This is a genomic window from Enterobacter sp. HG048, assembly GCF_024702055.1.
Classification (GTDB): domain Bacteria; phylum Pseudomonadota; class Gammaproteobacteria; order Enterobacterales; family Enterobacteriaceae; genus Enterobacter; species Enterobacter dykesii.
Genome location: NZ_JANLIZ010000023.1, coordinates 40,804 through 67,096 on the forward strand (window position 1 = coordinate 40,804; position 26,293 = coordinate 67,096).

Annotated in this window: 22 protein-coding genes and 1 pseudogene; 14 read left to right on the top strand and 9 right to left on the bottom strand. The window is 58.1% G+C overall.

Annotation, left to right across the window (positions count from 1 at the left end):
• Positions 1-49 precede the first annotated feature (49 nt).
• From NUX24_RS20295 to ypfH, 3 genes are all read left to right on the top strand, one after another.
• Positions 50-919, top strand: a complete 870-nt coding sequence (locus NUX24_RS20295) for a neutral zinc metallopeptidase (RefSeq protein WP_257833766.1) — start codon at positions 50-52, stop codon at positions 917-919.
• Positions 919-2,865, top strand: a complete 1,947-nt coding sequence (locus NUX24_RS20300) for a tRNA(Met) cytidine acetyltransferase TmcA (protein WP_257833768.1) — start codon at positions 919-921, stop codon at positions 2,863-2,865. Before NUX24_RS20295 ends, NUX24_RS20300 begins: the two co-directional genes overlap by 1 nt.
• A 73-nt stretch (positions 2,866-2,938) precedes the next feature.
• Positions 2,939-3,634, top strand: coding sequence for an esterase (gene ypfH, locus NUX24_RS20305; RefSeq protein ID WP_047652645.1), 696 nt, complete (start codon positions 2,939-2,941; stop codon positions 3,632-3,634).
• Positions 3,635-3,672: 38 nt separating this feature from the next.
• On the opposite strand, the gene NUX24_RS20310 is transcribed toward ypfH, so the two are convergent.
• From NUX24_RS20310 to NUX24_RS20320, 3 genes are read right to left on the bottom strand one after another with little or no spacing between them, the layout of a single operon-like run.
• A complete protein-coding gene (locus NUX24_RS20310; RefSeq protein ID WP_023308751.1) occupies positions 3,673-3,870 on the bottom strand; it encodes a hypothetical protein in 198 nt (65 codons plus the stop codon).
• 24 nt (positions 3,871-3,894) lie between these two features.
• Positions 3,895-5,022 carry a succinyl-diaminopimelate desuccinylase gene (gene dapE / locus NUX24_RS20315; RefSeq protein WP_047060712.1) on the bottom strand — a complete coding sequence of 376 codons (1,128 nt, stop codon included), beginning with the start codon at positions 5,020-5,022 and terminating at the stop codon, positions 3,895-3,897.
• Between the two features lie 10 nt (positions 5,023-5,032).
• Complete coding sequence (locus NUX24_RS20320; RefSeq protein ID WP_257833771.1) at positions 5,033-5,383, bottom strand: ArsC family reductase; 351 nt, start codon at positions 5,381-5,383, stop codon at positions 5,033-5,035.
• Between the two features lie 387 nt (positions 5,384-5,770).
• Between NUX24_RS20320 and ypfM the strand changes: the two genes are divergently transcribed.
• The gene (ypfM, locus tag NUX24_RS20325; protein WP_015572204.1) at positions 5,771-5,830 is read left to right on the top strand and encodes a protein YpfM; all 60 of its coding nucleotides are present in this window, start codon (positions 5,771-5,773) and stop codon (positions 5,828-5,830) included.
• A gap of 109 nt (positions 5,831-5,939) precedes the next feature.
• Here the strand turns inward: ypfM and acrD are convergent, their stop codons facing one another.
• Both acrD and narQ read right to left on the bottom strand, forming a co-directional pair.
• Positions 5,940-9,053 carry a multidrug efflux RND transporter permease AcrD gene (gene acrD, locus NUX24_RS20330; protein WP_257833773.1) on the bottom strand — a complete coding sequence of 1,038 codons (3,114 nt, stop codon included), beginning with the start codon at positions 9,051-9,053 and terminating at the stop codon, positions 5,940-5,942.
• A gap of 142 nt (positions 9,054-9,195) precedes the next feature.
• Positions 9,196-10,890, bottom strand: a complete 1,695-nt coding sequence (gene narQ, locus NUX24_RS20335) for a nitrate/nitrite two-component system sensor histidine kinase NarQ (RefSeq protein WP_257833775.1) — start codon at positions 10,888-10,890, stop codon at positions 9,196-9,198.
• A 152-nt stretch (positions 10,891-11,042) separates the two neighbouring features.
• Between narQ and aegA the strand changes: the two genes are divergently transcribed.
• From aegA to NUX24_RS20350, 3 genes are all read left to right on the top strand, one after another.
• Positions 11,043-13,019, top strand: a complete 1,977-nt coding sequence (gene aegA, locus NUX24_RS20340; protein WP_308280952.1) for a formate-dependent uric acid utilization protein AegA — start codon at positions 11,043-11,045, stop codon at positions 13,017-13,019.
• A gap of 66 nt (positions 13,020-13,085) precedes the next feature.
• On the top strand, positions 13,086-13,679 hold the full coding sequence (nudK, locus tag NUX24_RS20345; RefSeq protein ID WP_182071346.1) for a GDP-mannose pyrophosphatase NudK: 594 nt from the start codon (positions 13,086-13,088) through the stop codon (positions 13,677-13,679).
• Positions 13,680-13,780: 101 nt separating this feature from the next.
• Positions 13,781-14,824 carry a DUF1176 domain-containing protein gene (locus NUX24_RS20350; protein ID WP_257833778.1) on the top strand — a complete coding sequence of 348 codons (1,044 nt, stop codon included), beginning with the start codon at positions 13,781-13,783 and terminating at the stop codon, positions 14,822-14,824.
• A 4-nt stretch (positions 14,825-14,828) separates the two neighbouring features.
• On the opposite strand, the gene tkt is transcribed toward NUX24_RS20350, so the two are convergent.
• Both tkt and tal read right to left on the bottom strand, forming a co-directional pair.
• A complete protein-coding gene (tkt, locus tag NUX24_RS20355; RefSeq protein WP_257833780.1) occupies positions 14,829-16,817 on the bottom strand; it encodes a transketolase in 1,989 nt (662 codons plus the stop codon).
• A gap of 19 nt (positions 16,818-16,836) precedes the next feature.
• Positions 16,837-17,787, bottom strand: coding sequence for a transaldolase (gene tal / locus NUX24_RS20360; protein WP_047652638.1), 951 nt, complete (start codon positions 17,785-17,787; stop codon positions 16,837-16,839).
• A gap of 246 nt (positions 17,788-18,033) precedes the next feature.
• On the opposite strand from tal, the gene maeB reads away from it, so the two are divergent.
• Positions 18,034-20,313, top strand: coding sequence for an NADP-dependent oxaloacetate-decarboxylating malate dehydrogenase (gene maeB / locus NUX24_RS20365; RefSeq protein ID WP_047652637.1), 2,280 nt, complete (start codon positions 18,034-18,036; stop codon positions 20,311-20,313).
• Positions 20,314-20,360: 47 nt separating this feature from the next.
• Here maeB and hemF read toward each other — a convergent pair whose 3' ends face one another.
• On the bottom strand, positions 20,361-21,260 hold the full coding sequence (gene hemF / locus NUX24_RS20370; RefSeq protein ID WP_252043779.1) for an oxygen-dependent coproporphyrinogen oxidase: 900 nt from the start codon (positions 21,258-21,260) through the stop codon (positions 20,361-20,363).
• On the bottom strand, positions 21,260-22,135 hold the full coding sequence (gene amiA / locus NUX24_RS20375; protein ID WP_047652635.1) for an N-acetylmuramoyl-L-alanine amidase AmiA: 876 nt from the start codon (positions 22,133-22,135) through the stop codon (positions 21,260-21,262). Before amiA ends, hemF begins: the two co-directional genes overlap by 1 nt.
• A gap of 212 nt (positions 22,136-22,347) precedes the next feature.
• On the opposite strand from amiA, the gene NUX24_RS20380 reads away from it, so the two are divergent.
• From NUX24_RS20380 to NUX24_RS20405, 6 genes and pseudogenes are all read left to right on the top strand, one after another.
• Positions 22,348-22,773: a GNAT family acetyltransferase gene (locus tag NUX24_RS20380; RefSeq protein ID WP_023308738.1), complete on the top strand. Its 426-nt coding sequence runs from the start codon at positions 22,348-22,350 to the stop codon at positions 22,771-22,773.
• Positions 22,760-23,209 carry a DUF2919 domain-containing protein gene (locus tag NUX24_RS20385; protein WP_126329914.1) on the top strand — a complete coding sequence of 150 codons (450 nt, stop codon included), beginning with the start codon at positions 22,760-22,762 and terminating at the stop codon, positions 23,207-23,209. Before NUX24_RS20380 ends, NUX24_RS20385 begins: the two co-directional genes overlap by 14 nt.
• Positions 23,210-23,272: 63 nt before the next feature.
• Complete coding sequence (locus tag NUX24_RS20390) at positions 23,273-23,848, top strand: RpoE-regulated lipoprotein (protein ID WP_257833786.1); 576 nt, start codon at positions 23,273-23,275, stop codon at positions 23,846-23,848.
• Between the two features lie 92 nt (positions 23,849-23,940).
• On the top strand, positions 23,941-24,840 hold the full coding sequence (locus tag NUX24_RS20395; RefSeq protein ID WP_023332959.1) for a Dyp-type peroxidase: 900 nt from the start codon (positions 23,941-23,943) through the stop codon (positions 24,838-24,840).
• A 164-nt stretch (positions 24,841-25,004) separates the two neighbouring features.
• Entirely contained in the window at positions 25,005-26,018 is a 1,014-nt protein-coding gene (locus NUX24_RS20400) for a sulfate ABC transporter substrate-binding protein (protein ID WP_047652632.1), read from the top strand.
• Positions 26,018-26,293 (top strand): annotated as a pseudogene (locus tag NUX24_RS20405) (molybdate ABC transporter permease subunit); the annotation flags it as partial. The gene NUX24_RS20400 and the pseudogene NUX24_RS20405, both read left to right, overlap by 1 nt.

The window sequence follows — 26,293 nt, forward strand, 5'->3', positions numbered from 1 at the left end:
TAACCGCCTACGATCATAGCTATTATAAATGGAATAGTTCGAGGTGGTTATGCGCTGGCAAGGGCGTCGTGAAAGTGACAATGTAGAAGACAGACGCGGTGATGGCGGCGGCGGTCCTTCAATGGGAGGACCTGGCTTCCGGTTACCCAGCGGCAAGGGCGGGATAATCCTGCTGATTGTCGTGCTGGTTGCGGGGTATTACGGCGTCGATCTCACTGGTTTAATGACCGGTCAGCCGCTGCAACAGCAGCAGCATTCTCAGCGCTCCATCAGCCCGAATGAAGATGAAGCGGCCAAATTTACCTCCGTTATTCTCGCCACAACCGAAGACACCTGGAGTCAGCTGTTCGAAAAGATGGGACGTACTTACCAGCAGCCGAAGCTGGTGATGTACCGGGGGGCAACCCGCACCGGATGCGGTACCGGGCAATCTGTGATGGGGCCGTTCTACTGCCCGGCAGACGGCACCGTCTATATCGATCTCTCTTTTTACGATGACATGAAACGCAAGCTTGGCGCTGACGGTGATTTTGCCCAGGGCTATGTGATCGCGCATGAAGTCGGCCATCACGTGCAAAAGCTGCTGGGGATTGAGCCTAAGGTGCGCCAGCTCCAGCAAAATGCGTCTCAGGCTGACGTGAACCGCCTTTCCGTTAAAATGGAGCTGCAGGCCGACTGCTTCGCGGGCGTCTGGGGCCACAGCATGCAGCAGCAGGGCGTGCTGGAATCGGGCGATCTTGAGGAGGCGTTAAATGCCGCTCAGGCTATCGGTGACGACCGTCTTCAGCAGCAAAGCCAGGGGCGCGTCGTGCCGGACAGCTTCACTCACGGTACCTCACAGCAGCGGTACACCTGGTTTAAACGCGGCTTCGACAGCGGCGATCCGGCGCAGTGTAATACCTTCGGCAAAGCGATGTAATGCTGGCGTTTGAACAGCTGATAAGCGAGCTTGAGCGCACCGGCCATCGTCGGCTGGTGGTGCTCAGCGGTGAGGCGCAGTGGACGTTAACCCAGGCGCTTGCCCTGCGTGACGCCTTGCCCGGAGACTGGGTTTGGCTTGACGAACATCCTTCAAAAGCCATCAGCGGCCTGCTGGGACGCGAGTTCCGGCATGCCGTTTTTGACGCCAGCGCCGGGTTTGATGTTGCCGCATTTGCCGCCCTGAGCGGAACGCTGAGTGCCGGAAGCCTTCTGGTGCTGCGGGTTCCGCCGCTCGACGCGTGGCCCGGGTTGCCTGACAGCGATTCACTGCGCTGGAGCGACAGCGCCGAAGCGATAGCCACGCCGCATTTTGTCCACCATTTCTGCCGGACGATTGACGCCGATCCCGACGCGATTGTCTGGCTTCAGGGCCGCGCGTTTTCCCTTCCGCCTTTACCCGACTCGCCAGACTGGCAGCCAGCCAGCGGCGCTCCGCAGCGCGAGCAGGCTAAGATCCTGGATGTGCTGCTGGGGATGCCGGAGGGCATCGTGGCCGTCACCGCCGCGCGCGGGCGCGGAAAATCAGCCCTGGCGGGCATGTTGCTGAACCGTATTGCGGGCAGCGCCGTGGTTACCGCGCCGTCGAAGGGGGCGACGGATATCATCGCCCGCTTTGCCGGAGATCGTTTTCATTTTATGGCCCCGGACGCGCTGCTTGCCTCTTCACGCCAGGCTGACTGGCTGATTGTCGATGAAGCTGCTGCTATCCCCGGACCTCTGCTGGAAAAGCTGGTTGCCCGTTTCCCTCGCGTGCTGTTGACCACCACGGTGCAGGGCTATGAAGGGACGGGCCGGGGATTCCTGCTTAAATTCTGCGGTCGGTTTACCGGGCTGCAGCGCTACAGCTTATCTACACCGGTACGCTGGGCGGCGGGCTGCCCGCTTGAGCGGGTCGTCGCCAGCGCGCTGCTGTTTGACGACACGCTGATCGACCGACGTCCGGAAGGGGAGGTGCGTTTAACGTCTTTGACGCCGACTGCATGGGAAAGCCGCCCGGCGCTTGCGGCGAGCGTATACGAGCTCCTCTGCGCGGCGCATTATCGCACCTCGCCGCTCGATTTACGCCGCATGATGGACGCGCCCGGGCAGCAGTTTTCCGTTGCCGAGACGAATCCCGTTATCGCCGGGGCGCTCTGGCTGGTGGAGGAGGGCGGGCTCTCACCTGAGCTTAGCCGCGCCGTTTGGGCAGGGTACCGGCGTCCGCGCGGTAACCTGGTGGCGCAGTCTCTGGCGGCGCACGGCGGCTCTCCGCTGGCGGCGACGCTCAGAGGACGACGGGTGACCCGCATTGCCGTCCATCCTCACCGTCAGCGGGAAGGGATTGGCCAGGCGCTTGTTCGCGGCGCCAGCGGTGAAGATTATCTGTCGGTGAGCTTTGGTTATACCGATGAGCTGTGGCGTTTCTGGCAGCTATGTGGGTTTGTGCTGGTGCGGATGGGGAGCCATCGTGAAGCCAGCAGCGGCTGCTACACGGCGATGGCGCTGCTGCCTCTGAGCGAGGCAGGGCGTCGGCTGTGCGCTCAGGAACATCAGCGCTTGTGCCGGGATATGCGCATCCTGTCTGCCTGGAAAGGTGAAAAGATCCCCGTGGAAGACGGCTGGGAAGCTACCCTTAATAATGACGACTGGCTGGAGCTGGCGGGGTTTGCGTTTGCACACCGGGCGTTTTCAACCTCGGTTGCCGCGCTGACGCGGCTGTTGTTAGCCGTGGACATGCCGCTTCCGGCCCTGCGTGGGAAAATGGACGGAAAAACGGAAGACGTCGGGCGAAAAGCGTTGCTGGCAACGTTGCGGAGTGAAACCGCGCAAGCGCTTGAAAGTCTTGATTATCTCCGTAGCCAGCAGTTGAAAGAAGACATTTTGCAATGGCAATTTTTTCAATGACTTCTTCAGTAAAGTGGCATGGTCATTCACGTCGGGAGGCGTAGAATCCAGGTCATCTATTAAGGAGACCACCATGAAACACGACCATTTTGTTGTTCAAAGCCCTGACAAACCGGCTAAACAGTTACTGCTTCTGTTTCATGGCGTAGGTGATAATGCCGTCAATATGGGTCAGATTGGCAGCTGGTTTGCGCCCGTTTTTCCGGAGGCATTGATTGTCAGCATCGGTGGCGTAGAGCCATGTGGTCCGAACGGACGCCAGTGGTTCTCTGTTCAGGGCGTGACGGAAGAGAATCGTCAGGCTCGCATCGACGCCATCATGCCTACCTTTATCGACATCGTCCGCTACTGGCAGCAGCAGAGCGGCGTGGGTGCCGACGCGACCGCGCTGATTGGCTTCTCGCAGGGGTCAATCATGTCGCTGGAAAGCGTAAAGGCGCAGCCGGGTCTGGCTTCACGGGTGATAGCGTTTAACGGCCGTTTTGCGACGTTACCGACAAGCGCAACCACGCAGACCACGATCCACCTGATCCACGGTGGCGAAGACCGGGTGATTGAGCTCTCGCATGCGGTTGCCGCTCAGGAAGCGCTGATTCGCGAAGGGGGAGACGTGACGCTGGATATCGTGGACGATCTGGGCCACGCGATTGACGACCGTAGCATGCAGTTCGCGCTCGATCGTTTGCGCTATACCGTACCAAAGCACTACTTTGATGAAGCGCTCAGCGGCGGCAAGCCGGATAACGATGATATTGTAGAGTTTATGTGAGGTTTCCCCCTCTCCCTGGGAGAGGGGAAACTTAACGATTACTTCTTCTGGTCCTTGTTCGGCCAGTCGTCGTCATCGTCCCACTTGTCGTTAAAATCACGGTGCGGGGGAAGATCCGGTTTGTTGGCGAGAAATTTTTTATGGTCAACGCGCTTAAGATCTTTAATCACGTTAAGCAAAACGCCAACCAGAAAAACTAACACCAGAATCCACCAGTACTTTGAAAGCCAATCCATTCGCTATTCCTCTCAGAGCGTTCGTCAGGCGACGAGTTGCTCCATAATACGTTGATACATACGGGCCAGCAGTTGCAAATCTGCCGCATTGACACACTCATTGATTTTATGAATGGTTGCGTTCACTGGACCCAGTTCGACAACCTGGGCACCCATACGGGCAATAAAGCGTCCGTCTGAGGTGCCACCCGTTGTCAGCAGCTGTGGCTTAATTTCATTATAGTGCTCGATGGCGTTCACCACCGCATCCACCAGTTTGCCACGTTGCGTCAGGAACGGCTGGCCTGAAAGCCACCACTCCACGGTGTAGCGCAGGTGGTATTTTTCCAGCAGGGCGACGACGCGCGCCTTGATCATCTCATCGGTCAGTTCGGTGCTGAAGCGGAAGTTAAACTGGACGAAGTAATCACCCGGGATCACGTTATTGCTGCCGGTCCCGGCCTTGACGTTCGCAATTTGCATGCTGGTCGGCGGGAAGAATTCGTTGCCTTTGTCCCACTCGATGCCCACCAGCTCGCTCAACATTGGCGCAGCGCGATGAACCGGGTTATCGGCCAGATGCGGATAAGCAACGTGCCCCTGAACGCCGTGAATGGTCAGGTTACAGGTCAGCGAGCCGCGACGTCCGTTTTTGACGACGTCACCCACCACTTCGGTACTGGACGGCTCACCGACCAGGCAGTAGTCGAGACGCTCGTTGCGGGCCATCAGCGCCTCAACGACCTTTACGGTGCCGTTATGGGCGCTGGCTTCTTCGTCGGAGGTGATTAAAAACGCGAGACGGTTTTTGTGGTTCGGATGCTGCGCCACAAAGCGCTCTGCCGCCACGACCATCGCCGCCAGAGAGCCTTTCATGTCTGCCGCGCCGCGACCAAACAGCATACCGTCGCGGATAGTCGGCTCAAACGGTGGGTTAATCCAGCGATCTGCGTCACCGGCGGGAACGACGTCAGTATGCCCGGCAAAGGCCAGCGTTTCGCCCTGTCCGCGCCACGCCCAGAAGTTCTGGGTATCGCCAAAATCCATGCGTTCAACGGTAAAACCGATGGCACGCAGGCGTTCAATCATAAGAGCCTGACAACCTGCGTCGTCCGGGCTAAGGGAAGGACGGCGAATAAGCTGCTGAGTCAGCTCAATGACCGGGCATGACATAAACTACACCTCAACGAAAAAAGTCGGAATAAAGGGTTTCACTTAAACCCAGCAGCATAGGCTGCCCTGGCGCGCAGAGCAATGGGCGTTTGATAATTGCCGGCATCTCGAGCATCAGTTTTGCCGCGCTGTCAGCGTCGTTGATGCTGGCGCGCAGAGATTCGTCCAGCTTACGCCAGGTGGTACCGCGGGTGTTCAGCAGTGCTTCCCACCCCAGTTCGCCGATCGCGCTATGCAGAAATTCTGCATCAAGCCCGTCGGCTCGGTAATCGTGGAAGCGGTACTCTACGTTGTTTTCTTCCAGCCAGCGGCGGGCTTTTTTGATGGTGTCGCAATTTTTAATGCCGTACATCACAACCATGGTGAATCCTTTTGACCTAATGATGATTAAATGTTCAGTAAATTCGAAGATATATCCTTAAGTAGAATATAACACATTGAGGAATCGTCTGGATTTACGCTTCATCTTAATTCAACTCACATCTGTACGCTGAATATTCTTTCACCCTTTAAGCATAGATGTCCATAAAGTTTAAATTTCGAATAAACTCAGCGGGTAAAATAAAACTCACCCGTCCGTGGGGTTATTTCAAAATATTGCTAGCCGTCACAAAAAATTGAGGCCTCTCCGTTCATATTTATCATAAATCCCCGCAGGACGTGGGGTACAATCACAGCAATTGGTTAAATAGTCTTCACAATGATGGTCCGTTTTTGTAGAATGCGCATAATAATAAGAGAGGTTGTTATGATTGAACGTGAACTGGGGAACTGGAAAGATTTTATCGAAGGCATGCTTCGTAAATGACATTCAGTAAGAATTGCAAGAGCACTAAAATAAGTAAAATAACCATAGTGTGAATTAATCACACAATAAAAAGGCGGCCGATAAAGCCGCCTTTTTTTATTTCAATCACTTACTCAGCACGTTCCTTTAGCGGGAAGCGGCGACGCACTAGCACAAAGAACAGCGGAACGAAGTAAATGGCCAGAATGGTGGCCGAAATCATGCCGCCCATGACCCCTGTGCCGACGGCATGCTGGCTGCTGGAGCCTGCGCCCGTACTGGTTGCCATCGGCAGCACACCAAAAATAAACGCCAGCGACGTCATCAGGATCGGACGCAGGCGCTGACGGCAGGCGTGCAGCGTGGCGGCCATCAGTTCATGGCCTTTAGCATTCATCTCGTTGGCAAACTCAACGATCAGAATGGCGTTTTTCGCCGATAGCCCAATGACGGTGAGCAGGCCCACCTGGAAGTAAACATCGTTCTCGAGGCCGCGCATCCAGGTCGCGAGCAGCGCACCGATAACCCCAAGGGGCACGACCAGCATGACCGAGAACGGGACCGACCAGCTCTCATACAGTGCGGCAAGGCAGAGGAAGACCACCAGCAGCGAGAGCGCGTAAAGGGCCGGGGCCTGCGCCCCTGAGAGACGCTCCTGGTAAGACATGGCCGTCCACTCGAGACCAAAACCGGCGGGCAGCTGCTGGACCAGTTTTTCCATGGTGTCCATGGCGGTACCGGTGCTGACGCCCGGCGCGGCTTCCCCGACGATTTCAACCGCAGAATAGCCGTTATAGCGCTCCAGGCGTGGCGATCCGCTCTCCCAGTGCGATGTCGCAAAGGCAGAAAACGGCACCATGCCGCCAGCGTTATTCCTGACAAACCAGCGGTTTATATCATCCGGCAGCATGCGGAACGGCGCGGCGGACTGGACATACACTTTTTTCACGCGGCCGCGATCCATAAAGTCATTCACATAGCTCGAGCCCCACGCCGTTTGCAGGGTGTCGTTGATATCGTTGATCGACACGCCCAGCGCCTGCGCCTTACGCTGGTCGATATCCACCTGGAGCTGCGGGCTGTCATCCAGACCGTTATGGCGAACGCGGGTCAGGCCAGGATCGTTGCCCGCCAGCGCTAACAGCTTATCGCGTGCCGCCATCAGCGCCGTGTGGCCCGCGCCGGCGTGATCCTGGAGCTCCATATCAAACCCGGCGGAACTGCCCAGCCCGCTTATCGCCGGCGGGCTGCTGGCAAAGACGCGCGCCTCTTTGATGTGCGCAAAGGCTTTTGTCGCACGTTCAATAATGGCAAACGAGGTGCCCGTCCGGGTATCGCGCTCGTCCCAGTCCTTCAGGCGGACAAACATGCGGGCGACGTTCTGCCCGTTCCCGCCCGGCCCGGAGCCGACGGTAGAGAAGACGGATACGACGTTATCTTTCTCTTTAGTAAAGAAATACTGCTCCACTTTCTGGACCACTTTCAGCGTCTGCTGCTGCGTTGCGCCGCTCGGGAGCTGCACCGAGGTGGTGAACATCCCCCTGTCTTCCATAGGCAGGAACGAGGTGGGGAGATGCATAAACAGCCAGACCATGCCGCCCAGCAGCACAGCGTAAATCATCATCCAGCGCAGGCTGCGATGGAGCACGCCACCGACGGCAGATTCATAGCGCGCGGCATTGCGGTTGAACATCCGGTTAAACCAGCCGAAGAACCCTTTTTGCCCGTGCTGCTCCCCTTTGTGCAGCGGTTTCAGAATGGTGGCGCACAGCGCAGGGGTGAGGATCAGCGCCACCAGCACGGAGAGCACCATCGCCGAGACGATGGTTATTGAGAACTGACGGTAAATCGCCCCGGTGGTGCCGCCAAAGAAGGCCATCGGGATAAAGACCGCCGACAGCACCATCGCAATACCGACCAGCGCCCCCTGAATTTGCCCCATGGACTTGCGCGTCGCCTGGCGCGGCGAGAGTCCTTCTTCGCTCATGATGCGCTCGACGTTTTCAACCACCACGATGGCATCATCCACCAGAAGGCCGATTGCCAGCACCATCGCAAACATCGTCAGGGTATTAATGCTGTACCCGAACGCGTAAAGCACCGCAAAGGTCCCCAGCAGCACCACGGGAACGGCAATGGTTGGGATCAGGGTCGCGCGGAAGTTTTGCAGGAACAGGTACATCACCAGGAACACCAGCGCGATGGCTTCCAGCAGGGTCTTCACCACGTCCTCGATCGACGCTTTTACGAAGGAGGTGGTTTCATAGGCGACTTTGTACTCCAGCCCGTGCGGGAAATACTGTGAAAGCTCGTCCAGACGGTCTAACACCAGTTTCGCCGTGGCCATTTCGTTTGCGCCGGAGGCCAGTTTAATCCCCAGACCGGAAGCCTGATTGCCGTTAAAGCGGCTCAGGTAGTCGTATTTTTCGGCCCCCATTTCCACCGTGGCAACATCGCCCAGACGCACTTCCGACCCGTCCTGATTCACGCGCAGTGTGATGTTGCGGAACTGGTCCGGCGTCTGCAGCAGGGATTGCGAATTAATGGTGGCGTTCAGGGCCTGCTTATCGACGGAAGGCGTTCCCCCCAGTTGCCCCACGGCAATCTGGGCGTTCTGGGCCTTGATGGCATCCGTCACGTCGGTTGCCGTCATCTGGTAGCTGTTGAGCTTGTTGGGATCGAGCCAGATGCGCATGGAGTATTGTGAGCCGTAGGCGTCGATATCCCCGACGCCGTTAATCCGGCTGATGGGATCCTGAATATTACTGGCGACGTAGTCCGCGATGTCCTGTTTATCCATCGAGCCATCCGTCGAGACAAACGCGATGGTCAAAATGTTGGTATCGCCGGTTTTACGCACGGTCACGCCCTGATTCTGCACCGCCTGGGGTAGCTTGCGCATGGCCGACTGCAGCTGGTTTTGCACCTGCTGTACCGCTTCGTCCGGGTCGGTGCCCGCCTTAAAGCTCAGGGTAACCGTCGCCTGACCCGTGGCGCTACTTTGCGAGGACATGTACATCAGGTTATCCAGACCCGTCATGTTCTGCTCGATAACCTGCGTCACGGTGTTTTCCAGCGTTTGTGCGGAAGCGCCGGGGTAGTTTGCTGTTACGCGCACGTTAGGCGGTGCCAGATCGGGGTATTGCTCAACAGGAAGTGAAGTAATCGCCAGGACACCTGTAAGACACAACAGGATGGCAAGCACCCAGGCAAAAATGGGGCGATCGATGAAAAAATTCGCCATGAAAGAGTGACCTCGTTTTGCTGCACGTCATTATTGTTTATTGCCCGCATAACTTTAGCGGTAAGGCCCAGGTCAAACGTGGAGAAATAAAGGAGATAATGTAAATTATCATGCGCTTTTTCCTGCGCGTCCTCCTTTACCGTTATTTACCCGTTAACGGCGCGGGCGCCGGGAACGTCACGCTGACCAGCGTGCCGCCGTTTTGCGGCTGCGAGAAGTGCAGCATCCCGCCGAGCCGTTGCGCGCGTTCGCGCATAATGTTCAGCCCATAGTGTCCCGGCGGCTCGCTGGCTTCGCCAATCCCGATGCCGTTATCGCGTATGCTGACGCTGTGCGTACCGTCCACTGCGGTCACGCAGCTTACGGTGATCTCGCTGGCCTGCGCGTGCTTAATGGCGTTCAGCACGGCCTCACGCACGATCTGCAACAGATGCACCTGCTTTTGCGCGTCCAGCGCAAGCGAGGAGAGACGGCAGTCAAGGTGCAGCTTCGCCTGCGTCTGGCTCTGCAGGACGTCGAGAGACTCCTGCAGCGCCGCGGGTAGGTTCGCGTGGTTCAGCGTCAGGCGGAAGGTGGTGAGCAGCTCGCGCAGCTGCTGCCAGGCATTGTTCAGCTCGCGGGAAAAGTCGGTGATGATGGTCTGCGCCGGGGTATTTTCCTCGGGCACGGCGCGTTTGAGCAGCGCAAGCTGAATGCGCAGATACGACAGGACCTGCGCAAGCGAATCGTGCAGCTCGCGTGCAATGGTGGCGCGCTCTTCCATCAGCAGCAGCTGCTGGTAATGTTTTTGCGCCTGGTTAAAGTACAGCCCGCGCCCGAGCATGGTCGCCACGCTTCTCATCAGCGGAAGGGGAACGCTGTCCGTCTCGCTTTGCCAGCGCAGCTCGCCATAAAGGGTGTCCTGCATCAGTACCGGCAGGTGCTGCAGAGGAGTGCCATGTGACTCCGTCCCTTCAGACAGCCGCCAGTCGTCGCTGGTGCGCAGTTCGAGATAATTCATCTGCGTATAGTCATGGACAATCTGCAGGATATGCCGGAAGCAGTGGCTGTCTATCTGGCCGGTGTTCAGCGCCTGCGAGCATTTGAACAGCATGTCGAGCTGCTGGTGGGCTTCATGCAAATGCCGCGTCTTTTCCGCGACCGAGGCTTCGAGCGAACGGTAGAGCGTAGCCAGCTCGGCGGACATGTGGTTGAAGGCGCGCGAGAGCTGGCCCAGCTCGTTCGGCAGGGCGGTGTCCGGCGCCGGGGTTGCAAATTCGCCACGCTCAACCCGTTCGCTGGCCGCCACCAGATTGTTAAGCGGCAATACCACCTGGCGACGGATGCGTCGCAGCGTAAACAGCGTCAGCAGCAGGATCCCGAGGGCGCCCGCCAGCGAGAGCAGGGTCACCGTCTGAATTTTATGTTCGGTGTAGTGCTGAAGGGCGAGCACAAAGGCATCAATGCGGCCGACAAAATCCTCAATGTGGGTTTGATACCACGCGCTGTCGCCGCGGGCGATGCGCGCATCCATTTCCAGCCACGCCACGTGCAGCTGCTGGTAGCGCGCTTTTACATCGTCCGGGACGTACCAGCGGTTCAGCTTCTGCAGTGCAGGCGCGTTCAGCGTCTGTTGCCAGCTGTCGCGGTGCGCGGCAAGGGCAGGGCTGTTGCGCTGCATCTCGTAGCCCAGACGATAGCTCTGCATGCGCAGCGAACCCGCGATATTAATAGCTTCGGCGTCACGCTGGCTGCTGGCAAGCGTCAGCAGCGCGACGGTGCTGGTCAGCACCGATAAGGCAATTATCGAAAAGAAAGCCCAGGCAAGGCTTTCGGAAACGGGTCGTTTGACGGTCACAGAACGGCTCTCTGAATAAAATTGATCTGCTACAGGTTCACTGTAAATAATTCGGCATTCCGGGCAGTTGAACATTGCCCGATCGCGCCGTGATGCGTAAATACCATATTCATACAAAGAATAAGGTTATTGAACCAAAAACAGGTGTGGTTATGAATCGTTTTATTATGGCTAACAGCCAGCAGTGCATCGGGTGTCGCGCCTGCGAAGTGGCCTGCGTGATGGCGCACAACGATGAGCAGCACGTCCTGAGCGAGCGCCATTTTCATCCCCGTATTACGGTCCTGAGATCCGGCGAGAAGAGTAGCCCCGTCACCTGCCATCACTGTGAAAACGCGCCTTGCGCGCAAAGCTGCCCGAACGGCGCCATCAGCAAATGCGATGACAGCGTACAGGTGAATCAACAAAAATGCATCGGCTGTAAGGCCTGCGTGGTGGCCTGCCCGTTTGGCACGATGGAGATTATCGTCACCCCGTTCGACAGCGGCGGCGTGAAGGCCTCGGCGAATAAATGCGATCTCTGCCTGACGCGGCCACACGGCCCGGCCTGTATCGAAAATTGCCCGGCAGATGTCCTCTCACTGGCGACGCCTGCTGTCCTTGATACTCTGGCGAAATCGCGCCGCCAGCGCACTGCCTGCCTGGAAGCGCAGCCCTGGCATGCGGAGGTCGTCAGAGAAGACGCTTCGCGCACCAAACTGCATCAGATGCAAACAACCCCGCCACGCGGCGAGCCCGACAAGCTGGCTGCCGCCACACGCGTGGGCCATTTTAACGAAATTTACCTGCCGTTCCGGGCCGAACAGGCCGCCCGCGAGGCGTCGCGCTGCCTGAAGTGCGGAGAGCACAGCATTTGCGAATGGACCTGCCCGCTGCATAACCACATTCCGCAGTGGATCGAGCGCCTCAACGCGGGGGATATCGCCGGCGCGGTCGAGCTTTCTCATCAGACCAACTGTTTACCTGAAATTACCGGCCGCGTCTGTCCGCAGGATCGATTATGCGAAGGCGCCTGCACAATACGTGACGAGGCGGGCTCCGTGACCATCGGTAACATCGAGCGCTATATCTCCGATCGGGCGCTGGCGATGGGCTGGCGGCCGGATATGTCCGCCGTCACGCCGTCAGGTAAACGAGTCGCGATCGTCGGCGCGGGGCCCGCCGGGCTGGCGTGCGCCGACGTGCTGGCGCGCCACGGCGTGAGCGTGGCGGTCTATGACCGGCATCCGGAAATTGGCGGATTGCTGACCTTTGGCATCCCGGCATTTAAGCTGGACAAATCGCTGCTCGCGCGGCGCAGAGAGATATTTACCGCGATGGGGATCCGCTTCGAGCTGAACTGCGAGGTGGGCCAGGACGTGTCGATGTCTCAGTTAAAGAACGATTACGACGCCCTGTTTATTGGCGTGGGAACCTATCGCTCGATGAAGGCGGGTATCCCGCATGAGGACGCGCCAGGGGTCTACGACGCGCTGCCTTTCCTGGTGGGCAATACGCGGCACGTTATGGGGCTGGGGTCGACGGCCAGCGAACCGTTCATCGACACCCGTGGCTTAAACGTGGTGGTGCTTGGCGGGGGCGATACCGCGATGGACTGCGTCCGCACCGCGTTACGCCACGGCGCGGCGAAGGTGACCTGCGCCTATCGTCGGGATGAGGCCAATATGCCGGGCTCGAAGAAAGAGGTGAAGAACGCCCGAGAAGAGGGCGCGGCGTTTGAATTTAACGTTCAGCCGGTCGAGCTGACGCTGGATCCCGACGGAAAGGTCAACGGTATCCGGATGCTGCGTACCGAGCTCGGTGAACCGGACGCGCAGGGACGGCGTCGACCGGTTCCCGTGGCGGGCAGCGAGTTCGTGATGGCGGCTGATGCGGTCATCATGGCGTTTGGTTTTAACCCGCACGCGATGCCGTGGCTTCAGGCGCAGGGTGTCGAAACGGATGATCGGGGGCGGATCGTTGCTTCGGTCGAGAGCCGCTACCGTTACCAGACGACCAACCCACAGATCTTCGCCGGGGGCGATGCGGTACGCGGCGCGGATCTGGTGGTGACCGCAATGGCGGAAGGGCGTCATGCGGCGCAGGGGATACTCGACTGGCTTGGGGTTAACGCGCCAAAACATCATTAATCCGGCGGGCGACAAAGCGGGATTCACGGCGTAGTATAGGACGACTCATTGTGTTGTGGAGCCCGTATGACCTTGAAAATTGACGTTATCAAAGACAAAATTCTCTCTGAAAACTACTTTGTCCTGCGTAACATCACCTATGACCTTACGCGTAACAACGGTGAGGTGATCCGCCACAAACGCGAGGTCTACGACCGCGGCAACGGGGCAACCATTCTGCTCTATAACCGTGAAAAGCAGAGCGTGGTGCTGATCCGTCAGTTCAGGGTGGCGACATGGGTTAATGGCAACCCTGACGGACGTCTGATTGAAACCTGCGCGGGCCTGCTCGATGATGATGAGCCGGAAGTTTGTATCCGCAAAGAGGCCGTGGAAGAGACCGGCTTCGAAGTGGGCGAGGTCAAAAAGGTCTTCGAGCTGTTTATGTCGCCGGGCGGCGTAACGGAAATTGTGCATTTCTTCATCGCGGAATACAGCGACGCGCAGCGCACTCACCGCGGCGGTGGCGTGGAGGATGAAGATATCGAAGTGCTGGAGCTTCCTTTTACCCGGGCGCTGGAGATGATGCGTTCAGGCGAAATCAGGGATGGTAAAGCGGTGATATTGCTGCAGTATTTACAGACTACCGGGCTGATGAACACCACTTTCGAACGGATATAGCCTGTTTTTCGGGTATATCTGATAAATCCGATTGAGCAACCCCGGCGGGAACACGAAGATACTGCCCAGTTAAGCGTTTTCGTTCCGGGATTGGGTCATTCATGCGCTACAGCGTCTTTTTATTTTCCCTGTTTTGTGTGCTCCTCGCGCCGCAGGTGCGGGCTGCACCTGCCCAGCAAGCCTTCTCCGACTGGCAGGTAACCTGCAATAACCAGAATTTTTGCCTCGCACGCAATACCGGTGAACACCGTGGTCTGGTCATGACGCTCACCCGTAGTGCCGGGGCGAAAACGGACGCCACGCTGCGTATCGATCTTGGCGGTCTTGATGCGCCCCCGGTCAAAGAGCCAGAGATTGCTCCCCGGCTGCTGCTGGATAACGTTCCCCTGAAGCTGGACAAACAGCGCTGGCAGCTCACGCCCTGGCATCTGAAAACGGACGATGCGGCCACCATCACCGCCTTTCTGAAAAACATCCAGGAAGGGAAGGCCCTGACCCTGCGCGGCGGTAAGCAGGTCATTTCACTGAGCGGTCTGAAAGCCGCGCTGCTGTTCATTGATGCGCAGCAAAAGCGCGTTGGTAGCGAAACCGCGTGGATCAAGAAAGGTGACGATCCGCCGTTAAGCGTTCCGCCTGCTCCCGCCCTAAAAAAGGTGGCGGTCGTTAACCCGACCCCGACGCCGCTCTCCCACGCCGAACTGAACGACCTGCTGGACTATGGTACCGGACGGATGAACACCAGCCAGTGCTCTCTGGATCCTAACCGTCGCGAAGTGCGCGTCACCGCGTTAACCGATGATAAAGCGCTGCTGATCGTCAGCTGCGAGGCGGGGGCCTATAACACCGTCGATCTGGCGTGGCTGGTATCACGTAAAAAACCGTTCACCGCACGCAGCGTCAGGCTGCGCCTGCCGTTTACGCCGTCAGACGACGGCAGCGAAATGGAGTTGATGAATGCCAGCTTCGATGAAAAGACGCGCGAGCTGACAACGCTCGCGCTGGGGCGCGGTTTGGGCGATTGCGGGATCCAGACGCGCTGGCGTTTTGACGGCCAGCGTTTCCGCCTGGTGCGTTACGCCGAGGAGCCCAGCTGCGACAACTGGAACGGGCCAGATGCCTGGCCCACGCTGTGGATCACGCGGTAAAGCACTACAGCACGCTCAGCGCCTTCTCCACCACGTTCTCAACGGTAAAGCCGAAGTACGGGAACAGCTTGTCGGCAGGGGCGGATTCACCGTAACCCCGCATGCCGACAATCGCTCCTTTGAGCCCGACATATTTGTACCAGTAGTCGGCAATACCGGCCTCCACCGCCACGCGAGCCGCGACGCTGGACGGCAGGACCGATTCCCGGTACGCCTCGTCCTGGGCGTCAAAAATATCCGTGGAGGGCAGGGATACGACCCGAACCGCGTGTCCTTCGGCAGTCAGTTTCTCCGCCGCTTTCACCGTGATTTCCACCTCGGAACCGGTCGCAATCAGGATCATGTCCGGCTTGCCGCCGCTGTCCTTCAGGATGTAGCCGCCGCGGGCGATGTTTTTCACCTGCTCCGGGGTTCGCTCAATCTGCGCCAGGTTCTGGCGTGACAGAATCAGTGCCGTTGGGCCATTGTGGCGTTCTACCGCCAGCTTCCAGCCCACCGCCGCTTCAACCTGATCGCACGGACGCCACGTGCTGAAGTTCGGCGTTAAGCGCAGGCTCGCCAGCTGTTCCACCGCCTGGTGAGTAGGCCCGTCTTCCCCCAGACCGATGGAGTCGTGGGTATATACCATAATCTGCCGCGCCTTCATTAAGGCCGCCATGCGCGCCGCGTTACGGGCGTACTCGACGAACATCAGGAAGGTGGCGGTGTACGGCACAAACCCGCCGTGATGGGCGATGCCGTTGGCAATGGCGGTCATCCCGAACTCGCGCACGCCGTAGTGGATGTAGTTCCCGGCAATGTCCTCTTTCAGCGATTTTGAGCCCGACCAGATGGTCAGGTTGCTGGGCGCCAGATCCGCCGAGCCGCCGAGCAGTTCAGGCAGGAGAGGGCCGATTGCGTTCAGGGTATTTTGCGACGCCTTGCGGGTGGCGATTTTCGCCGGGTTGGACTGCAGGTTTTCAATCAGCGCCTGGGTTTTATCGTCCCAGTCTTCCGGCAGGCCGCCGCTCATGCGGCGGGAAAACTCGGCGGCGAGATCCGGGTGCGCTTTTTTGTAGGCGGCAAACTTCTCGTTCCAGGACTGCTGGGCCTTTTCGCCCGCCTCACGGGCATCCCAGGCTCTGTAGATCTCTTTCGGGATCTCAAACGGTGGATGTTTCCAGCCCAGCTTCTGCCGGGTCAGCGCCACTTCCTCCTCGCCCAGCGCCGCGCCGTGCGCCTCTTCTTTGCCCGCCTTGTTCGGCGAGCCGAAGCCGATAACCGTGCGGCAGATAATCAGGGACGGTTTATCCTTCACGCTCTGCGCTTCCTGAATCGCTTTTTTCACCGCTTCAGGGTCGTGGCCGTCGATCTCGTGCACCACGTGCCAGTGGTAGGCTTCAAAGCGTTTTGCCGTGTCGTCGGTAAACCAGCCTTCGGTCTCCCCGTCGATGGAGATGCCGTTGTGATCGTAAAACCCGATCAGCTTGCCGAGCCCCAGCGTGCCCGCCAGGGAGCAGACCTCATGGGAGATCCCCTCCATCAGGCAGCCGTCACCCATAAACACGTAGGTGTAGTGGTCGACAATCTCGTGGTCCGGCTGGTTAAACTGCGCCGCCAGCGTACGCTCGGCAATCGCCAGTCCAACCGCATTGGCCAGCCCCTGACCGAGCGGCCCGGTAGTGGTCTCCACGCCTGGCGTATAGCCAATCTCCGGGTGACCCGGCGTTTTGGAGTGCAGCTGGCGGAAGTTTTTCAGCTCCTCAAGCGGCAGATCGTAGCCGGAAAGGTGCAGCAGGCTGTAAAGCAGCATTGAGGCGTGACCGTTGGAGAGAATAAAGCGGTCGCGATCGTACCAGGTAGGGTCAGTGGGGTTGTGCTTCAGAAAGTCGTTCCACAGCACTTCGGCAATATCAGCCATGCCCATCGGCGCGCCGGGGTGGCCGGAATTGGCTTTTTGCACGGCATCCATGCTGAGGGCGCGAATGGCATTGGCTAGCTCTTTACGGGACATAGTTCACTCCGTGGCAAGGTTAAAGTTTGGCGGCGAGAAGATCTTCAAGTTTGCGCTGGTCGACGGCGAACTGGCGGATGCCGTCCGCCAGTTTTTCCACGGCCATCGCGTCCTGATTGTGCTCCCAGCGGAACTCCGCTTCGGTCATGGCTTTCGGTTTTGGCAGAACGGTGGAGGTCGGCACCAGCTTGCGGATCACCGTTTCTTCTTTGTCCTGTAGCTCCTGGAGCAGGTTAGGGGAGATGGTCAGACGATCGCAGCCTGCCAGGGCGAGGATCTGCTCGGTACGGCGGAAGCTGGCCCCCATGACGATGGTTTCGTAGCGGTGCTGTTTGTAGTAGTCGTAGATATTACGGACCGATTTCACGCCCGGATCCTCATCCACCACGTACGGATCCATCGGCTGTTTCGCCTGATACCAGTCGTAGATCCGCCCGACAAACGGCGAGACGAGGAACACGCCCGCTTCAGCGCAGGCGCGCGCCTGGGCAAACGAAAACAGCAGCGTCAGGTTGCAGTGAATGCCCTCTTTTTCCAGTACCTCCGCCGCGCGGATGCCTTCCCAGGTAGAGGCGAGTTTGATCAGAATGCGTGATTTATCGATCCCCTGTTCCTCGTAGAGTTCCACCAGGCGACGCGCCTTATTTATGCTCTTTTCTTTATCGAACGAGAGGCGGGCGTCGACTTCAGTCGAGACGCGGCCCGGGATGCTTTTAAGAATTTCCGCACCAAAATTAACCGCCAGCTTGTCGCTGGCTTCGGCAACCTGCTGCTCTTGCGTTTTCCCGCGCTGTTTACCGTAGGCAATAGCGTCATCAATCAGATGGCTAAAATGGGCAAGCCCTGCCGCTTTGAGCAGTAGCGAAGGGTTAGTGGTCGCGTCCTCCGGCTGATAGTGGCGAATCGACTCGATATCGCCGCTGTCTGCCACCACCGTAGTGAATTGTTTGATGCCGTCTAGCTGGTTCATAAATGATTACTCCTTGGAATTAAAAGAGTTAGATGAGTGCGTTAGTTCACACTTCTGAGAAAATCATGATGGACTTAACAAAAAAGCATAGCAGACGGGGGAGGCATTGCTTTTGAGACGGGTAACATGGCTGTTATAAATTGATAACAATTTTTAATGTGTGATGGTGAGAGTTTGGCAGCCTTCAAAGTTTATGCGCTGTCCTGCGGCGATACTATCTGACCGATACGTAAAAGGAATAACAAGATGGACGATCAGTTGAAACAGAGTGCCCTCGATTTTCACGAGTTCCCTGTCCCGGGCAAAATCCAGGTCTCCCCAACCAAGCCGCTGGCAACCCAGCGCGATCTGGCGCTGGCCTATTCGCCGGGCGTGGCTGCACCGTGTCTGGAAATCGAAAAAGACCCGCTGGCGGCCTACAAATATACCGCGCGCGGTAACCTTGTCGCCGTGATCTCTAACGGCACGGCGGTGCTGGGGCTGGGCAATATCGGCGCGCTGGCCGGGAAGCCGGTGATGGAAGGGAAGGGGGTACTGTTCAAGAAATTCGCCGGTATCGACGTGTTCGATATCGAGGTGGATGAACTCGATCCTGACAAATTCATCAACGTGGTGGCCGCGCTGGAGCCGACCTTTGGCGGGATCAACCTGGAAGACATCAAAGCGCCGGAATGTTTCTATATCGAGCAGAAGCTGCGCGAGCGTATGAACATTCCCGTGTTCCACGATGACCAGCACGGCACCGCGATTATCAGCACCGCCGCGATTCTTAACGGCCTGCGCGTGGTAGAGAAAAATCTCTCCGACGTGCGCATGGTGGTCTCCGGCGCGGGCGCGGCGGCGATTGCCTGTATGAACCTGCTGGTGGCGCTGGGTATGCAGAAACACAACATTGTGGTCTGCGACTCCAAAGGCGTTATCTATAAAGACCGCGAGCCGAACATGGCGGAAACCAAAGCGGCCTATGCGGTGGAAGACGACGGTAAACGCACCCTGGACGACGTGATCGACGGCGCGGATATCTTCCTTGGCTGCTCGGGTCCGAAAGTGCTGACCCAGGAGATGGTGAAGAAGATGGCGCGTGCGCCAATGATCCTGGCCCTGGCGAACCCTGAGCCGGAAATCCTGCCGCCGCTGGCGAAAGCGGTGCGTGAAGACGCCATCATCTGTACCGGTCGTTCGGACTACCCGAACCAGGTCAACAACGTGCTCTGCTTCCCGTTCATCTTCCGCGGCGCGCTGGACGTTGGCGCAACGGCGATCAACGAAGAGATGAAGCTTGCCGCCGTTCACGCCATCGCGGAGCTGGCGCACGCCGAGCAGAGCGAAGTGGTTGCCTCTGCCTACGGCGATCAGGATCTGAGCTTCGGCCCGGACTACATCATTCCAAAACCGTTCGACCCGCGTCTGATTGTTAAGATTGCCCCAGCGGTGGCCAAAGCGGCGATGGACTCCGGCGTGGCGACGCGTCCGATTCATGATTTCGACGCGTACGTCGATAAGCTCACCGAGTTTGTCTATAAAACGAACCTGTTCATGAAGCCGATCTTCTCCCAGGCGCGTGCCGACGCGAAGCGCGTGGTGCTGGCGGAAGGGGAAGAGGCGCGCGTGCTGCACGCCACCCAGGAGCTGATCACCTTAGGCCTGGCGAAACCGATCCTGATTGGTCGTCCGAGCGTGATTGAAATGCGTATCCAGAAGCTGGGCCTGCAGATTAAGCCGGGCGTCGACTTCGAGATCGTTAACAACGAATCCGATCCGCGCTTCAAAGAGTACTGGAGCGAATACTACGCGATCATGAAGCGTAGGGGGATCACTCAGGAGCAGGCGCAGAAAGCGGTGATCAGCAACACGACGGTGATCGGCGCGATCATGGTGCATCGCGGCGAGGCGGATGCGCTGATCTGCGGCACCATCGGGGATTACCACGAGCACTTTAGCGTGGTGCAGGAGATCTTCGGCTATCGCGACGGCGTCCATACCGCCGGGGCGATGAACGCGCTGCTGCTGCCAAGCGGCAACACATTTATTGCGGACACCTACGTTAACGACGATCCGACCCCGGACGAGCTGGCGGAGATCACCGTGATGGCCGCCGAGACCGTGCGTCGCTTTGGTATCGAGCCGAAGGTGGCGCTGCTGTCGCACTCTAACTTTGGTTCGTCTAAATCCGCGGCGGCCTGCAAAATGCGTCAGACGCTGGAGCTGGTGCGCGAGCGTGCGCCGGAGCTGATGATTGACGGGGAGATGCACGGCGATGCCGCGCTGGTGGAGAGCATCCGCAACGAGCGTATGCCGGACAGCCCGCTGAAGGGATCGGCCAACATACTGATTATGCCGAACGTGGAAGCGGCGCGTATCAGCTACAACCTACTGCGCGTCTCCAGCTCTGAAGGGGTGACCGTAGGGCCGGTACTGATGGGCGTGGCGAAACCGGTGCACGTGTTAACGCCGATTGCCTCTGTGCGTCGTATCGTGAATATGGTGGCGCTGGCGGTGGTTGAGGCGCAGACGCAGCCGCTGTAATTTTTACCCTCACCCTAACCCTCTCCCAAAGGGAGAGGGGATAAGGGCTACACCCAGTCCCGAACCTGAATAAACTCACGCAAGGCAGCCTCCGGGCTGCCTTCTTTTGGTTCGTAGCAGTACTCCCAGCGCACCAGCGGGGGCATCGACATCAGAATCGACTCCGTGCGCCCGCCGGTCTGCAGACCGAACAGCGTCCCGCGATCCCACACCAGGTTGAACTCCACGTAGCGCCCGCGGCGGTAGAGCTGGAACTCGCGCTCGCGCACGCCGTAGTCGGTATTTTTACGGCGCTCGACAATCGGCAGATAGGCGTCGGTATACCCTTCGCCCACCGCTCGCATAAAGCTGAACGCGGTATCAAAATCAGGGGTGTTGAGATCGTCAAAGAACAGCCCGCCGATGCCGCGCTGCTCGTCGCGGTGCTTCAGGTAAAAGTAGTCGTCGCACCACTTTTTGAATTTCGGGTAGACGTCTTCACCAAACGGCAGACAAAGGTCCCGCGCGGTGGTGTGCCAGTGCACGGCATCCTCTTCGAAGCCGTAGTAGGGCGTTAAATCGAAACCGCCACCGAACCACCAGACCGGGTCGGCGCCCGGTTTTTCCGCAATGAAAAAGCGCACGTTGGCGTGGCTGGTGGGCACGAACGGGTTGTGCGGGTGCACCACCAGCGAGACGCCCATCGCTTCGAAGCTGCGGCCCGCGAGTTCAGGACGATGTGCTGTCGCAGACGCGGGCATGGCGTCGCCGTGAACGTGGGAAAAATTCACGCCCGCCTGTTCGAAGATGCCGCCGTTTCGCAGTACGCGGCTGCGCCCGCCGCCTCCGGCCTCGCGCTGCCAGGTATCTTCCTGAAATTCACCGCCGTCTGCGGCAGCCAGTTTCTGGCAGATCTCATCCTGCAGCTGCAGCAGGAAGGTTTTGACCAGTTGAGCATCGGGTTTCATCAACGTTTCCTGGAGTGCGCTTTTTGGTTATCGAACCAGTTGAAGTAACTGATAATGCCGGAGGCGATAGCGTTGGCGATCTTCTGACGAAACGCCGTGGTGCCGAGCAGTCGCTCCTCTTCCGGGTTGGTAATGAAGGAGGTTTCCACCAGCACGGACGGGATGGACGGTGATTTCAGCACCACGAACGCCGCCTGCTCGGTGCTTTTGCTGTGCAGGCGGTGCACCGGCTTAATCCGCTTGAGGATATGCGAGCCGAGCGTCAGGCTGTTTTTAATCGTATCCGTCTGCACGAGGTCGAACAGCACCTGCTGTAGCAGGTGATCCTTGTCCGTGGCTTTCTTACCGGCGACTTCATCCGCCCGGTTTTCGCGGTCGGAAAGGTATTTTGCCATGGCGCTACTGGCCCCGCGGTTGGAAAGCGCAAACACCGAGGCACCGGCCGCAGAAGGGTTGGTAAAGCCGTCGGCGTGAATCGACATAAACAGATCCGCACCGTGCTGGTGGGCGATCTCAACGCGGTCATACAGCGGAATAAAGGTGTCGCCAGAGCGCGTCAGACGGGCGTCAATGCCGTTGCTGCGTAAAATTGCGCGCACGTTTTTTGCAATTGCCAGCACGACGTGTTTTTCTTTCGACCCGTTTTTGCCGATAGCGCCGGTATCAATACCGCCGTGGCCCGGGTCGAGCATTACCAGACGCTTCGCGCCCGGCTTTTTGGTTTTCGGTTTGCTGTGTCCGTTACTGGTTTTGAGCGTACTCTCGTCTTTCGCCTGAGCCTGCTTTGCGATGCCCGTTAACGTTAAGGCCGCCAGCCCCGCTTTGAGAACCTGACGACGCGATGTGAGTGCTTTTAATGGTTTGAATGTGCTCATGCGGCCTGAATACTAAAAAATGAGGTCCTGGTGTTATATCGTATCGTGTTTCCCGTTACGACAGTCCATGTTGAGAATTGTTTTACTTTTCATTTCAATACGTGACAAAGTGACATTATGCCAAATTTTGGCGAGATTTTCCCCGGTTATTGGCGAAAGGCGAGCTTCGCGCCATAATCACTGTTTTTAAACCCGAAAAGGCGGTTAATACCATGGAGATACGCGTTTTTCGCCAGGAAGATTTCGAAGAGGTGATCACCCTTTGGGAGCGCTGCGATCTGCTGCGTCCGTGGAACGATCCGGAAATGGATATCGAACGTAAGGTGAATCACGACGTCAGTCTGTTTCTGGTCGCGGAAGTCAATGGCGAGGTTGTGGGGACGGTAATGGGCGGTTACGACGGCCACCGTGGCTCGGCCTATTATCTGGGCGTCCACCCCGAATATCGTGGCCGCGGCATTGCCAATGCGTTGCTGAACCGGCTCGAGAAGAAGCTGATCGCCCGCGGCTGCCCGAAAATCCAGATCATGGTGCGGGAAGATAACGACGTGGTGCTGGGCATGTATGAGCGTCTGGGCTACGAGCATTCCGACGTGCTGAGTTTAGGAAAGCGTCTGATCGAAGATGAAGAGTACTGAGATCCATCCGGCAGACTATGACGCGCAGGGCCGCGTCAGGCTGCCCTTTTTATTCTGGTGCGTTCTGCTGCTCCAGGCCCGAACCTGGGTGCTGTTTGTGATGGCCGCCGCGTCGCGCGGGCAGGGCGACACGCTGCTGAATCTCTTTTATCCCGATCACGACGCCTTCTGGCTCGGTTTATTGCCGGGCGTACCGGCGGTGGTCGCTTTTTTGTGCAGCGGACGACGGCATACGATCCCTGGTTTCTGGCGCGCGCTTCGCTGGCTGCTGATCCTCGCCCAGGTTGCGCTGCTCTTCTGGCAGCCGGTACTCTGGTGGTACGGTGAACCGCTGACGGGCACCGGCGTTGCGCTGGTGGTTGCCGATATCGTGGCGCTGCTGTGGCTGCTGACCAACCCACGTCTTCGCGCCTGTTTTGCTCATCAGGATGATTAATCCGGCACTTTTTGCCGATGTCGCACTCCAACAAGCGTTGATTTAACAAGAAAGGACGTTTCAATGAAATCGCTGCGTTTATTTTTATGCGCTCTCCCGCTGGCGTTGACCGGCTGTTCGACGCTCTCCTCCATTAACTGGTCCGCCGCGTATCCGTGGAACTGGTTTGGCTCATCGACGGAAGTGACCGAGCAGGGCGTGGGGAAAATTACCGCCGCGACGGCGCTGGATCAGGACGCCATTCAGGATGCGCTCAGCGGCGATTACCGCCTGCGCAGCGGCATGAAAACGGAGAATGGCAATATTGTTCGCTATTATGAAGCGCTGAAGGGCGACAAGCTGGCGCTGGTGATTAACGGTGACAAAGGCACCGTAAACCGTATCGCTGTGATGGATGAAGATATTCCGACGGCGAGCGGTGTGAAGGTGGGTACGCCGTTCAGCGACCTTTATAAGCAGGCCTTTGGCAACTGCGCCAGCCTGCCGTCTGACGACAAGGTCGCGGTGGAATGTAAGGCTGAGGGCAGCCAGCATATCAGCTATGTCTTCACCGGAACCTGGAGCGGCCCGGAAGGTCTGATGCCGTCCGACGACACGCTCAAGAGCTGGAAAGTGAGCAAAATACTCTGGAAGCAGTAATTTGCGCCTGAACAAACCGCCTCGCTGAAATCCGGGTATAATACCCGCCATCAATGCCACGCTGACGTGGCATCTTTATTTCAGGAGGAGCGATGTCTCAGGTTCAGAGTGGCATTTTGCCAGAACATTGCCGCGCGGCGATTTGGATTGAAGCCAATGTTAAAGGGGACGTGGATGCCCTGCGTGCGGCCAGTAAAGCGTTTGTTGATAAGCTGGCTACCTTCCAGGCCAAATTCCCGGAAGCTCACCTCGGCGCCGTTGTCGCCTTTGGCAATAATGTCTGGCGTCAGCTGAGCGGTGGCGAAGGGGCGGAAGAGCTGAAAGACTTCATCCCTTACGGCAAAGGTCTGGCTCCGGCAACCCAGTACGACGTGCTGATCCACATTCTCTCCCTGCGTCACGACGTGAACTTCTCCGTTGCCCAGGCGGCGGTAGCGGCCTTTGGCGACAGCATTGAGGTGCAGGAAGAGGTTCACGGTTTCCGCTGGGTGGAAGAGCGTGACCTGAGCGGCTTCGTCGACGGGACGGAAAACCCGGCGGGTGAAGAGGTTCGTCGCGACGTGGCGGTGATTAAAGACGGCGTGGACGCGGGCGGCAGCTACGTGTTCGTGCAGCGCTGGGAGCACAACCTCAAGCAGCTTAACCGCATGAGCGTGCACGATCAGGAGATGATGATTGGTCGTACTAAAGAAGCCAACGAAGAGATCGACGGAGACGATCGCCCTGTGACCTCTCACCTGACCCGCGTTGACCTCAAAGAGGACGGCAAAGGGCTGAAGATTGTCCGCCAGAGCCTGCCGTACGGTACCGCAAGCGGCACGCACGGCCTCTACTTCTGCGCCTACTGCGCGCGCCTGTACAACATTGAGCAGCAGCTGCTGAGCATGTTCGGCGATACCGACGGCAAGCGCGACGCCATGCTGCGCTTCACCAAACCGGTGACCGGCGGTTACTACTTCGCGCCGTCCGTTGAGCGTCTGCTGGCGCTGTAATGTCCTTTCTCCCTCTCCCTGCGGGAGAGGGCTAGCATCAGGCCTCACCCTTATTCCCTTTTCTGCTTCTAAATCACCAAACGGTATATAAAACCGTTACTCCTTTCATCCCCGTTATAAATATTATGACTATAAGATAGTCATCACATTTATAAGGGTGCGCAATGGCCGTTACTGTACTGAAAAAAGGAACTCTGGCGCTGGCAGGTTTACTGCTGGTTGCCCAGGCGCAGGCGACTGAACTGTTAAACAGCTCGTATGACGTTTCCCGCGAGCTGTTTGCCGCCCTTAATCCACCGTTCGAACAGCAGTGGGCAAAAGACAATAACGGCGACAAGCTGACCATCAAGCAGTCCCACGCCGGCTCGTCCAAGCAGGCGCTGGCGATTTTGCAGGGCCTGAAAGCGGATGTGGTGACCTACAACCAGGTCACTGACGTGCAGATCCTGCACGACAAAGGCAAGCTCATCCCGGCAGACTGGCAGAGCCGCCTTCCGAACAACAGCTCCCCGTTCTATTCCACCATGGGCTTCCTGGTGCGTAAGGGCAACCCGAAGAATATCCACGACTGGAGCGACCTGGTGCGTTCCGACGTGAAGCTGATTTTCCCGAACCCGAAAACCTCCGGTAACGCGCGCTACACCTATTTAGCCGCGTGGGGCGCGGCGGACAAGGCTGACGGTAATGATAAAGCCAAAACCGAGCAGTTCATGACCCAGTTCCTGAAAAACGTCGAAGTGTTTGATACCGGCGGCCGCGGGGCGACAACGACCTTCGCGGAGCGCGGTCTTGGCGACGTGCTGATCAGCTTTGAATCGGAAGTGAATAACATCCGCAAACAGTATGAAGCGCAGGGCTTCGAGGTCGTTATCCCGAAAACCAACATCCTGGCCGAGTTCCCGGTGGCGTGGGTGGATAAAAACGTGCAGGCGAACGGTACCGAGAAAGCGGCAAAAGCCTATCTCAACTACCTGTACAGCCCGCAGGCGCAGACCATCATTACCGATTACTACTACCGCGTGAATAACCCGGACGTAATGAACAAGCTGAAAGATAAGTTCCCGCAGACCGATTTGTTCCGCGTGGAAGATCATTTCGGCTCCTGGCCTGACGTGATGAAAACGCATTTTGCCAGCGGCGGTGAGTTAGACAAACTGCTGGCGGCGGGGCGTAAGTAATGTTTGCAGTCTCGACAAAACGCGTGCTGCCGGGCTTTACCTTAAGCCTCGGGACCAGCCTGCTGTTCGTCTGCCTGATCCTGCTGTTGCCGCTCAGCGCGCTGGTGATGCAGCTTGCTCAGATGAGCTGGGCGCAGTACTGGGACGTGATCACCAACCCGCAGGTGGTGGCTGCCTATAAGGTGACGCTGCTGTCGGCGTTTGTCGCCTCCATTTTTAACGGCGTGTTTGGCCTGCTGATGGCGTGGATCTTAACCCGCTATCGCTTCCCGGGC